This is a genomic window from Acinetobacter sp. YH12023, from assembly GCF_013420135.1.
In the GTDB taxonomy this organism is placed as follows: domain Bacteria; phylum Pseudomonadota; class Gammaproteobacteria; order Pseudomonadales; family Moraxellaceae; genus Acinetobacter; species Acinetobacter amyesii.
Map to the genome: position 1 here is coordinate 24,171 of NZ_VOYU01000002.1, position 14,396 is coordinate 38,566.

Annotated in this window: 13 protein-coding genes and 1 pseudogene; 4 read left to right on the top strand and 10 right to left on the bottom strand. The window is 42.1% G+C overall.

The features are described 5' to 3' along the window. Positions 1-45: 45 nt before the first annotated feature. From FTT92_RS01655 to ahcY, 3 genes are all read right to left on the bottom strand, one after another. Positions 46-759: a 16S rRNA (uracil(1498)-N(3))-methyltransferase gene (locus FTT92_RS01655; protein WP_180120665.1), complete on the bottom strand. Its 714-nt coding sequence runs from the start codon at positions 757-759 to the stop codon at positions 46-48. 32 nt (positions 760-791) lie between these two features. Further along, positions 792-1,628, bottom strand: a complete 837-nt coding sequence (gene metF / locus FTT92_RS01660) for a methylenetetrahydrofolate reductase [NAD(P)H] (protein WP_168378282.1) — start codon at positions 1,626-1,628, stop codon at positions 792-794. Between the two features lie 184 nt (positions 1,629-1,812). Continuing rightward, positions 1,813-3,195 (bottom strand): adenosylhomocysteinase, encoded by a 1,383-nt coding sequence (gene ahcY, locus FTT92_RS01665; protein WP_078192086.1) that lies wholly within the window; start codon positions 3,193-3,195, stop codon positions 1,813-1,815. 572 nt (positions 3,196-3,767) lie between these two features. Between ahcY and FTT92_RS01670 the strand changes: the two genes are divergently transcribed. From FTT92_RS01670 to FTT92_RS01680, 3 genes are all read left to right on the top strand, one after another. Next, complete coding sequence (locus tag FTT92_RS01670) at positions 3,768-4,709, top strand: DUF4424 family protein (RefSeq protein ID WP_180171265.1); 942 nt, start codon at positions 3,768-3,770, stop codon at positions 4,707-4,709. A gap of 152 nt (positions 4,710-4,861) precedes the next feature. Beyond that, entirely contained in the window at positions 4,862-5,491 is a 630-nt protein-coding gene (locus tag FTT92_RS01675) for a hypothetical protein (protein ID WP_180171266.1), read from the top strand. Positions 5,492-5,651: 160 nt separating this feature from the next. Then, the gene (locus FTT92_RS01680) at positions 5,652-6,176 is read left to right on the top strand and encodes a cysteine peptidase family C39 domain-containing protein (protein WP_180171267.1); all 525 of its coding nucleotides are present in this window, start codon (positions 5,652-5,654) and stop codon (positions 6,174-6,176) included. Positions 6,177-6,240: 64 nt separating this feature from the next. Here FTT92_RS01680 and FTT92_RS01685 read toward each other — a convergent pair whose 3' ends face one another. The 6 genes from FTT92_RS01685 to radA form a co-directional block, all read right to left on the bottom strand. Further along, positions 6,241-6,753: a tetratricopeptide repeat protein gene (locus FTT92_RS01685; RefSeq protein ID WP_180008352.1), complete on the bottom strand. Its 513-nt coding sequence runs from the start codon at positions 6,751-6,753 to the stop codon at positions 6,241-6,243. 102 nt (positions 6,754-6,855) lie between these two features. Next, positions 6,856-7,194 carry a DUF3325 domain-containing protein gene (locus tag FTT92_RS01690; protein ID WP_180171268.1) on the bottom strand — a complete coding sequence of 113 codons (339 nt, stop codon included), beginning with the start codon at positions 7,192-7,194 and terminating at the stop codon, positions 6,856-6,858. Beyond that, positions 7,191-8,942: a PepSY domain-containing protein gene (locus FTT92_RS01695; RefSeq protein WP_180171269.1), complete on the bottom strand. Its 1,752-nt coding sequence runs from the start codon at positions 8,940-8,942 to the stop codon at positions 7,191-7,193. Before FTT92_RS01695 ends, FTT92_RS01690 begins: the two co-directional genes overlap by 4 nt. Position 8,943: 1 nt before the next feature. Continuing rightward, positions 8,944-9,291: a hypothetical protein gene (locus FTT92_RS01700; protein WP_180171270.1), complete on the bottom strand. Its 348-nt coding sequence runs from the start codon at positions 9,289-9,291 to the stop codon at positions 8,944-8,946. Between the two features lie 218 nt (positions 9,292-9,509). Beyond that, on the bottom strand, positions 9,510-10,511 hold the full coding sequence (locus FTT92_RS01705) for a Tim44 domain-containing protein (RefSeq protein ID WP_078192078.1): 1,002 nt from the start codon (positions 10,509-10,511) through the stop codon (positions 9,510-9,512). Positions 10,512-10,634: 123 nt separating this feature from the next. Continuing rightward, the gene (gene radA, locus FTT92_RS01710; RefSeq protein ID WP_180003350.1) at positions 10,635-12,023 is read right to left on the bottom strand and encodes a DNA repair protein RadA; all 1,389 of its coding nucleotides are present in this window, start codon (positions 12,021-12,023) and stop codon (positions 10,635-10,637) included. 185 nt (positions 12,024-12,208) lie between these two features. Between radA and FTT92_RS01715 the strand changes: the two are divergent. Then, positions 12,209-12,565: pseudogene (locus tag FTT92_RS01715) on the top strand (hypothetical protein); the annotation flags it as partial. 246 nt (positions 12,566-12,811) lie between these two features. Here FTT92_RS01715 and FTT92_RS01720 read toward each other — a convergent pair. Then, a complete protein-coding gene (locus FTT92_RS01720) occupies positions 12,812-14,173 on the bottom strand; it encodes a sodium:alanine symporter family protein (RefSeq protein WP_180171271.1) in 1,362 nt (453 codons plus the stop codon). Positions 14,174-14,396: the final 223 nt, after the last annotated feature.

Consider the following 14,396-nt stretch of genomic DNA (forward strand, 5'->3'; position numbering starts at 1 on the left):
AAGGACGCCATGATTGATGTTTTCAGATGAACTATCGAGTAAAAATTAAATAAATTTATAATTTAAAATTGAAAGTGCAACTACAGGTGCAGTTTCTGTGCGAAGGACACGTTCACCGATACACCAGTTCACGAAACCTTTCTCATTTGCTGCGCTGATCTCTGCTTCGCTCAAGCCACCTTCAGGGCCAATCAGTAAGGCAACGTGCGGGTCAGCATCAGCTAATACATCAACTTCATCTTTATTGGGTGCGAGTACCAATTTTGTTGTCGGTAGGTCACTTTCCAACCATTTTTCAAGGGAAAGAGGCGGAAGTACTTTAGGAACAATGTTGAGTCCACACTGTTCGCAAGCAGCAATAGCGATGCCTTGCCAATGGTCAAGTTTCTTTTGATCACGATCGTACTTCAAACGCATCTCACAACGTTCTGAAGTGAGTAGTTGAATTTCAGAAACACCGAGTTCCACCGCTTTTTGAATCGCATAATCCATGCGGTCGCCTTTGCTCATCACTTGACCCAATAGTGCCGTAAAATGTGGTGTGCGATTGCTTGGATTGAATTGCAAAACTTGGACGGCAGCCGACTTTTTAGCGATTTCAACCAATTCAACATGGTATTCGCCACCTTGCCCATTGAACAAAGTGGCTGTTTCGCCCACTTGAGCACGTAAAACTTTTACCCAGTGATGAAACACTGTTTCCGTTAATTCAACAGTCGTATCAACAGTTAAATCAGCTTCAATATAAAAACGTGGCATTAAAGTTTTACTCTCAAAAAGGTCGAAATGTCTTATGCAAGACCAAGGTCTTTCACAAGTTGACGTGTAGGGTCAGTGGTGTTCATGGTGTAGAAGTGCAGGCTTGGCGCACCACCAGCAATCAGGCGTTCGCAAAGTTTTACAATCACTTCATGACCAAAGGCTTTGATTGACGCTGTATCGTCACCATAAGTCGCAAGCTGTTTGCGAATCCAACGTGGAATTTCTGCACCTGTACCATCAGCAAAGCGAATTAAATTACTTGCATTGGTAATAGGCATGATGCCTGGAGCGACAGGAATGTTCACGCCTTCTTTTTGAATGCGTTCTACAAAGTAGAAGTAGGCATCTGGATTGAAGAAGAACTGTGTGAGTGCTGCGTTAGCGCCCGCATTGGCTTTATCACAGAAACGTTTGATGTCGAGGTCAAAGCTGTCTGCTTGAGGATGCATTTCTGGGTAAGCTGCAACTTCAATTTTGAAGTGATCGCCAGTGTGCTCACGGATGAAACGCACAAGATCTGTTGCATAAGGCAATTCGCCCAAGCCCACTTGACCAGACGGCAAGTCGCCACGCAGCGCAACAATACGGTCAATGCCTTGCGATTTATACAAATCCAGCAATTCAGCAATACGTTCTTTGCTGTCACCAATACAAGACAGGTGAGGGGCAACCGGTGTGCCTTTACCGTTGAAATCATTCAATGTAGACAAAGTGCGTTCACGGGTAGAACCGCCTGCACCGTATGTTACAGAGAAAAATTCAGGATTTAATAATTGAAGTTCTTGGTGTACAACTTTAAGTTTTTCCGCGCCCGCATCAGTTTTGGTCGGGAAGAACTCAAAGGAAATAGGAATCTGTTTTGACATGTTCAAATCCTTTTTTAGAAATACTTTTATTTAAAAAAATCCCCTCATCCTAACCTTCTCCCAGAGGGAGAAGGGACTTCCATTATGAAAGTAATAGTGATTTGGAGTTAACATCAAATTTGCTTTCACAATGAAGAGTTCCCTCTCCTTTTAGGAGAGGGTTAGGGAGAGGTATTTATAAAACTTAGTATTTATAAGCCTCAGCTTTGAACGGGCCTTCAACTTGAACACCGAGGTAGTCCGCTTGTTCTTGAGTCAAAGTCGTCAATACGCCGCCGAAACCTGCAACCATTGCAGCAGCAACTTCTTCGTCTAATTTCTTAGGAATAAGTTCTACACGGATTGCAGCTTGTTTTTGATCTTCAGGAAGATCAGCAAATTTTTCAGCGAATAAGTGCATTTGCCCCAATACTTGGTTAGCAAAAGAACCATCCATAATACGTGAAGGGTGACCGGTTGCATTACCAAGGTTCACCAAACGGCCTTCTGAAAGAAGAATAAGGTAATCATTTTCATTTTCTGAACGATACACTTGGTGAACTTGTGGCTTAACTTCAACCCACTTATAACCACGTAAGTAATTTGTGTCGATTTCAGTATCGAAATGACCGATGTTACAAACTACAGCGCCAGCTTTTAATGAATCAAGCATTGCAGCGTCACATACGTGGTAGTTACCAGTTGTTGTTACGATCAAGTCAGTATTTTGAAGAAGATCAAGGTTGATGTCTTCTTTCTTACCCGTTTGAATGCCATTTTTATACGGAGCAACAACTTCGAAACCGTCCATGCATGCTTGCATTGCACAGATAGGGTCAACTTCAGTGACACGTACAATCATGCCTTCTTGACGAAGTGATTGAGCAGAACCTTTACCTACGTCACCATAACCGATTACAAGCGCACGACGACCAGATAAAAGCATATCTGTACCACGTTTGATTGCATCGTTAAGTGAGTGACGGCAGCCGTATTTGTTGTCGTTTTTAGACTTAGTGACAGAGTCGTTTACGTTAATCGCTGGAACTTTTAAAGTACCGTCGCGGTGCATTTCGTAAAGACGTTGAACACCTGTAGTGGTTTCTTCAGTAATACCGTGGATTTTAGCAATTACTTCTGGGTATTTTTCGTGAACAAGTGCAGTTAAGTCACCGCCATCGTCCAGAATCATGTTGGCATCCCAAGGTGTACCGTTCACATTGATTTGCTGTTCAAGACACCACATGTATTCTTCTTCAGTTTCGCCTTTCCAAGCAAATACAGGAATACCTGCAGCAGCGATTGCAGCAGCAGCGTGGTCTTGAGTAGAGAAGATGTTGCATGAGGTCCAGCGTACTTCTGCGCCCAATTCAACTAGAGTTTCAATTAAAACTGCAGTTTGAATAGTCATGTGGATACAGCCAAGGATTTTCGCGCCAGCAAGCGGTTTAGCCGCTGCATAGCGTTTGCGAAGACCCATTAGGGCTGGCATTTCTGCTTCTGCGAGTTTGATTTCTTTACGGCCGTAGTCAGCTAGTGAAATATCGGCAACTTTGTAATCTGTAAATGAAGCATTAACCGCGTTCATCACGATCTCCTTAATAAAAACAATTGATCATTCAGTTCGCGGATGCCGTTGTTGATTGGAACGAGTGTCCAACCGAATCGTCGAGCCTAGCGATCTTATATTTAGTGCCTATAAGAAAGTCGCAGCATCCCTCGACTAGGGCAGTATTGTACTTGGAAATAGAGTGAGTTCCAATCAAAAATTGGTTAATATGTAGATGAATAATCTGATAATAAAAAGATAATAACGTACATATCATGAATATATTAAAATTTAATATTTTCCTAGTTTTACTCGTATCTTCACAAGCTGTCTCAGCAAGGCGAGGCGACTTTTCACCACAAGATTTTTTTTTCTGCCTTTAATTTTGATTGGGGTTTTATCCTTATTTAAATTTTCAGGCTTTATTGAAAATTATACGAAAGGCTTAAATTTAACCCTTAGAGTAGTCATAAAAGCAGTGAGTTTTATTATTTTGATTGGCATCATTGCCCTTATAATTATCGGGATAGGGCTAATTTCTGAGTATATTCCTGAAAAATGGTCGATGATATTCTAGTGCAATTTTAAATATAAAAAATTGGAAGCTAATAATGAAAAAATTAACTGCATTCATATGCTTGTGTTTTTCAGCACTAACATATGCCAACGATTCAACAGGCTATGTGGCAACGGGAGGGGTGCAGTACCTTAAAAATAAAGACATTCAAATGTTCAGTGAAGACCTATTTATTAGTAAAAAAATGATCAAGGTCGATTATCAGTTTAAAAATCTGAGCAATAAAGACGTGACTGAAACCATACTCTTTCCACTGCCAAAAGTTGAAAACTTCTTTGAATCTGATTTTGCCAATACTGAAAAATTGCTAAAAAGTTTTAAAGTTCAGGTGAATGGAAAAATGATTCAGCCTGAAATGCATGTGCGCACTTTTATTCAAAAAGATGAAAAAACAGCCCCGATTGATATGACGGAGAGTTTTAAGCAATGCGGGTTTACGGAAAAAGACATGCTGAATCCGTGGAGCAGGCAAGATGTTGAATATGAAACTTTTGAGAGAAAGCTTAGAAACTGTAAAAATGCAGCGCTGCAAAAAGTTTTGCCCAAAGATCCGAGTGAAGTCATTTCATGGTCATCTCAGGTAATTTACAGCTGGAAGCAAACTTTTAAAGCCAATGCGCTCACACGTGTACAGCATCAATATGCACCGCTGGTGGTCGGGTTTGTGGCTTTATATCCTGATGAATATAATCAAAGTTATTGTATGGATCAAAAGTTTAAGGCAGGACTCAGAAAGGCCAAATCACTGCATGCACCATTTCAAGCACTGGGCTATATCTTAAAAACTGGCGCCAATTGGGCAAAGCCTATTCAAGATTTTAAACTGACTATCGAGCGTGATGCAGGAGAGCTGGTTTCTTTTTGCTGGGCAGGTAAAGTGAAGAAAATCAGCGCTACGCAGTTTCAAATGGTTGAAAAGAATTTTGTACCGAAACAAGATTTGGACATTATTTTTGTGAGTAAACGTCCGTCATAAGACACAATCCAGCAAGAGATATAACCAAAGTAATGAGCCTAGAAAAATTTAAATCATATGCTGCATATTTCTTGGGAATGTGTGCCTGTTTATATGGTTGTTATACTTTTTTCTATGAAAATGACAAATGGCATTTGTTGCTGTTTTCAATAATGTTGTACGGCTTGCTGTATGCAGTATTTAGATTTATCAGCAAAAAATCATGGAGCTGGTTGTGTCATGGCCTCACTTTTATTGTTTTGTATAGCACTGTTTTAGCCATATTTTTTAGTTCAAGTTTTTTACAAATTAAAAAATTTCAACTGACTCATCCCAACTGGATTTTGGCAGATCAGGTTCAGATTAATCAAGTTGAAATTGATGATTATAGGCACAGGCGTTCACTGCAATATGCGTATACGCGAGCGCAATACCAATACATGCTGAATGAGCAAATAAGTACAGGTGTTGCAGATAAACTTGACCCGCAATATATGCTTTGGTTTCTTGAAACGTCGCAGGATTTAAAAGTCAGAGCAGCACTCAAAACTGAGCATGCAATACATCAGCAGCAGTATTCAGTGTATGTAAATACTCAAAATCCGAATCAATCACGATTTTTTCTTAACCAAGACTATTTTGAACTTCGTAATTCAGGGTTTGCATGGCTGATTTACGGCCTTCAAATGCTGTCCTTGGTTTTAGTTCTTATCGTTGTCATTTTGCTGTGGGATGCCTTTTCTGATTCGAAAGAATCTAAGACCGCTAAAAAAAGTAAGACTAAGCCTAAGGCAAAGGTGTAAAAAGCTAAACCTGATATGGAGTAAACATCTTCGTCCTAAAAAACTTCTGCACTAGGGATAAATTTTTTTTGATGCGGCATAACTATGTTTATAAAAATTGCCGTACAAATCGCGCTGATTTGTTTATTATCACTGCAGATTTAAGTTGTGAGTTCTTATTATGTCTTTGGAAATGCCTGAAGAATTAGCCAATCTTGAAGCCAATGGCGGCATTTTTGCAGTATGGATGCTGTTGCAGCATTTAGGCATTGATGCGGATGTTCAACAGTTGGTCGAAGTCTGCGGCTATGAGGCAGAGCATGGCACAACCACCATTGGTTTAGCTGTAGGACTGAAAAAGTTTGGTTTTCAAGTAAAGTTTTACACAGAGCATGATCCTGAGCTGCAGGACAGTGAAAAACGCAGTTATGCAGAAGCAGACCAATTGGAACTGTCTATATTGCCTGCAATTGGCTATGCACAAATTCAGCAGGCTTTTGAACAAAATCAGTTTGTGATTGTTTATTACGATACTCTAGAGGGCGTGGGGAACCATTCTTTGGTATATGACATTGACGAAACTGAAATTAGTTTCTTTGACAGTTTTGATGCCATGCCAGCAGACGTATTTGAACAGCAGCGTGGTGCGGAAGGCATTTGCCGACAAGTCATTATTGTGGATGTAAATGATTATGTGACGAGCTGAGCCATATTGTTGAATGAAAAAAGCCCATCATGAGATGGGCTTTATTTTTTAGAAAATAATTGGATTATTGCTCAGCCATATTGGCTTTTTCATTCCAAAAATCTGCTTTTTCTTCATCGGCGTCGATGCCTAATCCATTGGCATAAATAAAAGCCAAATCACGCATGGCCTGAACTTCACCTAATTTTGCAGATTGTTCAACCAGTTCAATGGATTTAGCGACATCTTTTTCCACTACATCGCCGCGACGGTAAAAATTGGCCAATTCTAAAATTGCAGCAGGATGGTCATGCTTCGCCGCTTGTTCTAACCAGCGGTGCGCATGCTCAAAATAGGTTTTAGATTCTTCAGGATCTTCTTCGAGCATATCTTTGGCATAGACTGCATAACCTTCACCCAGCCAATACATCGCTTCTACATGACCTAACTGAGCTGCTTTGAGTGCCCATTCTTCAGCAAGTTCAACATGCTCATCATTTTCACTTTGCATATAAATTTCAGCCAGTTCAAATTGAGCATCTTTATTGCCTGCCATGGCACGGTTATATAAAGCAGGAGAGATCGAAAGTTCAGACATGTGTAATCCAAAAGAGCAGAATAGGCATAGCCTAATCGGTTAGCATGAAAAAAGCCAATCCGAAGATTGGCTTTCAATGTTTAGAGAATGTCGTCTAAAGAATTAAATTTTAAGAAACACTGCTGACAATACAAAGATGACAACTAATGCACCAATAATTTTCCAAAAATATTCAGCGATATAACTAATACATAGCCCGACAAATAAAGCCGCAATAGTCAGCGCGCCAAACCAATAACTGATGTTATTGCTCGGCGTTCCAAGAGAGAGGCAAAGTAGTAATGCGATAATCAATAGCGCCCAGCCGACTAACGTGGCTAAGCGTGTTTGGCCCACACTTAACTCTTTGCTGTAGAACTGCTTTTGATGTTTAGACATGCTGCATGCCAAGGCAAAAAAACCTAAGCTACTCAGTGCCCAAATCAGGAGAAAGAACATCATGCTTCAGCCTCCTTTGTGGCACGCGCTTTTTTAACAGGCAGTCCTTTATGCTTTTTCACTTTGTAAAATGAATAGGCAAACAAGATAGCCAAAAGCCACATTGCAAGATCAAAGGATGCAATCATCCATTGGCCATTTGCCATGGTATTCCAAAGCGGTTGACCACCAGTCATGAAGTTTACAATCGGCAGTAAGGCAAAAATTGCTGTGGCAAAAGCTAAAAGTTCTAGCCACGCTTGATGGTGCGTACGGAAAATCGCATAAACGAGCGTCAGTAGCCAAACAATAAAGAAACTACGAATTTCTAATTCCGAACGGTTTTCAAGCTGTGCGGGAATAAAACGGTTGGCATAGAAAAATGCTGCGCAGGCAATGGGTAAACCAATAATCGCTGCAATATTGGTCACTTCAACCGTGCGGTAGCCAAATGATTTAAAGCCTTGTTTTTGCTGTTGCGGCGCACGTTTTACACACCACAGAATGAGACCTGTAGCGACCATCAGGGTGCCTACAATCCCTGAAATAAACAGCAGCCAACGTAGTGCTAAATCTACACCGCGTGCTTCATGCAGCGTAGTGACTACATTGTAAATACCCATCGGTACAGAAGGTTGCTTTAACTTGGCACTTTCGTCAGTTAAGTCTTTGCCAGTTACGCCATCAAATTGTTTACTTGCATAGACATTTCGATACGCGACACTTTCACCATGTAAGGCGCGTAGTTCAATTTTAGCTTGGTCTGTATTCGGTGCAATGATGCTAACGGTACTAATCGGATTAGTTTTCCATTCATTCTGAACCGCAGTCACGATCGGCGCTAAATTGGTCAACGGCGCAGCAACGACAGGTTGCTCTTCACGTTTAGAGCGACGATCTCCTCGACCTTCACCACGGCTCTCAGCACGATTTTCACCTGGGTTTTGTGCAGAATTGGCACGGGTTTGCTGTGGGCGTTCGCCACGTTCTTCACGTCCTTGAGCAGATTCACGTCCTTCAGGTTTATTTTCCTGAACCAATGCACGATTTTGTTCTTGTAAAAATTGTCCACGGTTTTCATAAATACGCTCAATCCCCCAAGGCATGATTGTAAATAACAGCAGCAACAGGCCACTAAAGGTGATCATGATGTGGAAGGGAAGCGCAAATACTGCGGTTGCATTATGTGCATCGAGCCAAGAACGTTGTCCTTTACCTGAACGAAAGGTAAAGAAATCTTTAAAGATTTTTTTATGAGTAATCACACCACTAATGATGGCAACTAACATCAACAGTGTGGCTATCCCGACAAACCATCGCGTCCACATACGTGGCATACCATATAGTTCGAAATGGAAACGATAGAGAAAATTACCACCACGCGTATCGCGCGGCTCAAGCACTTCACCTGTAGCACTATCAATGTAGATTTGTTTACCGCCACGGCGTGCGCGAGGGTCTTCACCTTGTTCACGCACGGTAATTAAGGTGGCATTTTGACGCGTATTCGGCAGCAAAATATTCCAAGCACCTGCATTTGGATGATTTTGCTGTAAATAATTCAGTGCGACTTGAGTTTGTTGGACTTGTGAACTGGCTGGAACAGATTGATGCAGCTCAGGTGTCATCCAAACATTGATTTCATTTTTAAAAAAGCTCAGGGTTCCGGTCAGGAAAATAGCATACAGCAACCAACCTAAGATTAGGCTAGCCCATGTATGCAGCCAAGACATGGACTGGCGCGGTCCCTCTACTTTTGCATCAACACGCATTTTAGCTTCCCATCATCATGTAAATGGCATACAAACACACCGCAGGGATCACAATGCCTAAAGTTGCTTTGAGGGTTTTATTCACCATAAAGACCCAAATAAATACACAGCTCCACAGGATAAATGCAATTAAAGTTGCACTCATGGCTGCACTTCCACGGTCTTCGCTAAACACATCTGCGATCACGATGGCCGATAGCATCGCGACAACATATCCGCCCACTAAAGCGAGGGCAAAGCGATAGAAAATCATCAAGCGATAGGTCAATAGAGAAGGAGTGTCTTTACGCGTTTTAGGCAGCGCAGATGTGAGGGGTGTCACAAGTGCCTCAGGTGGTGAGCTATTCATAAAATACTTAAGCGCTTGGGAATTGTATTAAAGTTAATCTAAATGATAACAATTATTATTAATAATTAGAATAATGTATTCACAAAATTATTGATTTTTCAGCATGCTGAGTAGAAATGGATTTAAAAAGAGGGGAATTGAAGGCAAAAAAATAGCGACTGAAGTCGCTATTTTAGAATGCATGAATGCATGAATGCATGAATGCTTGATTGTCTACATTATTGCTCTTGTTGAATGCCTGCAACTAACCAGTCTTGATCAGAACCCGCAGGCTTAACAAAATGCCAAACTTCAGCAAATGGCTGTGGCAGGCTATTTAAGTCTTCACTTACCGTACCTGTAAAACGCACACTTACAACGTATTGACCATTTTCGTTAGCAGAATCGACAACCATAGCATTTAAGTTAGAAAACTCAGCAACGTCTTCATCTTTATTCGCCATAATGTCGTTATACATCGACTGGTAAAGATCAGGCGTTAAGTAACGCTGAATTTCAGAAATGTTGCTTGCAGTATTCATCGATTGAATGTGGTTAAAACGCTGACGTGCAACACGTAAAAATGTTGCTGGTTCTGTACCATCAGGCAATTGATTGCCGCTGTTGGTATAGGCAGCACCAAAAGGCGCGTTCGTTGCTGCAGCTGCACCAAATGGAGCATTTGAAGCTGCTGAATTACCGCCTACAGAATTACCAAAAATATTCGTATTGTCATTACCTGCACGAGGTGCGGCATTTTGCTGGCCAAACGGTGCATTGTTTGCACCGCTGTTTGGCGCATATGGGTTGTTAGCGGCTAGTTTTTTTTTTGCGCCCATCTTACGGAAAATGAAGAAGGCAACAGCTGCGGCAAGTAAAATCCAGATCCAGCCTGGAATACCACCTTTCTCTTCCTGTTGTTGAGCTTGCGCTTCAGAAGCTGCTTGACCGTTATTGTCATCGGCCATCGCATTTGCAGCGACTGCACCAATTGCAGCACCAGCCACACCTGCAGCAACCATTCCGCCCACATTCGAGCCAGATTTTGCTGGAGCGCCAGCAGTTGCAGGCTGTTGAACAGGAGCAGATTGACGAGGTTGCTGATAAGACTGAGTTGGAGCAGCTTGACGGCTCATACCATGGCTTTTACCACCACCGGCACGTTTCGCTTCTGCAATCGGCGCTACCAAAAGGGCTGCTGTTAAAAGAGCAGTCATCAAACCACGCTGTCGAACTTCCATCAAATTTTCCTATATCTATATAAAGTTAAAATAGCCATCTAGTTATGCCGCCATTTGTACTGAATTTCAATAGAACATCGGTAAAAAATTGAAAATTCATTCAAAATAAACGATTCCACGTAACTAAGACTCATCGGTCAGCGTAATTGCCTGACTCAACGCTTCATGTAAACGTGCGACAGAAATAATTTCTACACCTGAAATGGGTTTTTGCGGTGCATTACCACGCGGCAAAATAATGGTTTTAAACCCATGCTTAATGGCTTCTTTGAGTCGCTCCTGTCCATTGGGTACAGGGCGGATTTCGCCTGAAAGGCCGACTTCACCAAATACTGCCAAATGCTGTGGTAGGGCTTTAGCTCTTAAGCTAGAGGCGCAGGCTAAAAGTACCGCAAGGTCAGAACCGGTTTCTGTGATTTTTAAACCACCCACGACATTGACATAGACATCTTGTCCTGCAGTTTGTACGCCACCATGACGGTGCATAACGGCTAAAAGCATGTTTAAACGGTTTTGTTCTAAACCTAAGGCCACGCGTCGAGGTTGTCCGTGCGCATCATCTACCAAAGCCTGAACTTCAACCAAAAGTGGACGTGTACCTTCACGGCTAATCATGACAATGGAACCCGGAATGGCTTCATCATAACGACTCAGGAAAATGGCGGAAGGGTTTGATACCTCGCGCAGACCTTTATCAGTCATGCCAAATACACCAAGCTCGTTGACAGCACCAAAACGGTTTTTCACCGCCCGAATCATACGGAAGCGCGAGTCAGACTGACCTTCAAAATACAAAACACAATCGACCATGTGCTCAAGCACGCGAGGGCCTGCCAAAGAACCTTCTTTCGTTACGTGACCGACAATAAACAGCGCAGTGCCACTATTTTTGGCAAAGCGGGTCAGGAGTGCAGCCGATTCACGAATTTGGGAAACACCGCCCGGCGCAGACTGGAGTGTCTCGGTGTATAAGGTTTGGATCGAATCTAAAATGGCCACGGCAGGGCGTTCATGTGCCAATACTTCGCAAATACGCTCGACACAGGTTTCTGCCATGACTTTGAGTTGATCGGTCGGCAAATCTAGGCGTTGGGCACGTAGCGCCACCTGAGACAAAGATTCCTCACCTGTGACATATAAGGCAGAACTTTTACTCGCCGCCATATAGGTTGCGGTTTGTAGCAAAATAGTGGATTTACCAATGCCGGGGTCACCACCGATGAGTACAACTGAACCTGTGACCAGTCCACCGCCAAGCACACGGTCAAATTCACCAATACCTGTTGCCATTCGGGTTTCATGCGAAACGGAAACTTGATTTAAGGTGGTCACTGCTGCGGCTTGACCTGCATAGCCACCGCCCATTTTAGGCTGTGCACGGTGTGTAACGGCGGGTGCAATATTGACTTCGACTAATGAATTCCATTCACCACATTCGGTACATTGACCGGCCCATTTGGGATGATCAGCACCACATTGTTCACATCGATAGACACTTTTTGCTTTCGCCATAATATTTACTGTGCACAAACTCAAATTGAGTCACAGCATAGCGGTGAATACATCGAAAAACCAAGTTTTTATCGCATGAAATGACTGTTGAAGGTCAATTGATGTCGTTTTATTTTCAACAGATGCACTTTTACAGGGTAAGCACTTTATAATAGCGCATTATATTTTTTGAAATGGGTCACCACATGACTGAACTATTACGACATATCGATGCCATCGCACGTGAAAAAAATCGTGATGTGTTATTTGTGCATTTTGAAGAATATGATCATCAACATCCTGAAAAAAATACGGTGCGTAATGACGTTATGCACTGGTTTGACCTGCAAAATATCGACTATTTACCTTGTATGGGGCTAGAAGGCGAGTCTTTAATTGATAGCTACACGGGTGACTTATACCTCGACGTGCCTTTTGATGAAAGCAGCCCTGCATATAAAACCCTCAGTGAATACCTTGAAGATGAACAAGGGAACATGAAAATTCAGGGGGTATTGTTCTTTTCTTTATCTTTGGAAATTGCCCTAGAAATCGAAGCTGATCTGATGGAAGCCAGTGCTGTAGATTCTGAATATGCTGAAAATGAGTTTGGTGACCAATTTGGTGAAGGCTTTATTGAAGATGCTGAATCATATCCAAAAGATGAAGCAGCCAATGAAAGCAATACGAAAAACGACAAATTTGATGATGGTCAAATTGGCACAATTCAATAAGTAAATATCGATTTTCAGTCCGAATAAAAAAGCCACGTGAATTCACGTGGCTTTTTGTTGAGCAGGATGCAGGTATTAGTACAACTCACCTGATTTACGACGTTCAATAAAATCTTTCGATTCTTTCACAATGATGCCTGAGAGCAATAACAGTGCAATACAGTTTGGTGCAGCCATCAAACCATTAAAGGTATCGGCAAATAACCAAACGAGATCGAGTGTTACGACACAGCCGACAAAGACTGATGCGATATAAATTAAGCGATAAATCAGTACTGACTTTTCACCTAAGAGGTATGTACAGCATTTTTCACCATAATAGCTCCAACCCAGAATGGTTGAATAAGCGAAGAAAATAATACCGAAAGTCACGACCCAACCACCGAAGCCCGGAAGTAGTTTGTCAAAAACACTAATCGTCAGTACGGCCCCCGTTTGATCACCAAAGCTTTGTCCTGCCATGATGAAGCCCATGACAAGTACGATACCTGTAATTGAGCAAACAATGATGGTGTCTAAGAACGTACCTGTCATAGAGACAAGACCTTGACGTGCTGGATGGTCAGTTTTTGCAGCCGCAGCGGCAATGGGTGCTGAGCCCATACCTGCTTCATTAGAGAATACACCACGTGCCACACCATAACGAATCGCGGCACCAATCGCACCACCCGCAGCAGCTTCGCCCGTAAATGCATAGCTAAAGATCATTTTTAGTGCAGGAATCACCAATTCAAGGTTGTTGAAAATAATGATTAAGCCACCCAATACATAACCTACCGCCATAATTGGAACAATAAATGAAGAGGCTTTTGAAATGGATTTGATGCCACCTAAAATAACGAGGGCAGAGAATATGGTGATGACGATTGCAGTGGTGAGTGTGCTGATCCCTAAGCTGTTTTCCACAGCAAGCGCGACAGTGTTGGACTGTACTGAGCTACCAATACCAAAGGATGCCAAAGTACCAAATAGGGCAAATACCACTGCCAACCATTTCCACTTAGGCCCAAGTCCACGTTCGATGTAATACATCGGACCACCGTTCATTTCGCCATTTTCATTTTTATGACGAAATTTTACAGCGAGTACACCTTCACCATATTTGGTTGCCATACCAAAGAGCGCGGTTATCCACATCCAAAACACTGCGCCCGGACCACCGAGCACACAAGCGGTGGCTACACCGGCAATATTACCTGTACCAATGGTGGCAGAAAGTGCGGTCATAAGTGAGGCGAAATGAGAAATATCGCCATCATGTTGATTGGCTTTAGGATGCTTGCCAAAGACTTGTTTGAATGCGAAAGGCAACATGCGAAATTGCCAGAAAAGTAGTCGGAAGGTGAGGAATACACCTGTTCCGACAATGAGGACCAACATGTATGGGCCCCAGACCCATCCACTGAGTGTTTCCATGATATTTTGAATTTCTTGCATAGTATCTTCTTCTTATCGGCCCTGAGTGAGTGAATGCTACATTTTTGATATCTGTAGCAATTGATATGCCATTGTTAGAAACTTCCATGATTTTTGGCATAATTTTTTTATCGTTGGTAAAATATTTTTTGCATAAAATTTAAGTTATTACAAGTAAATTGTTGTTTTATTGGTCGCTTTAAAATGTGAACTGGTGCTAAGATTTTTATATATAAGAAAAATA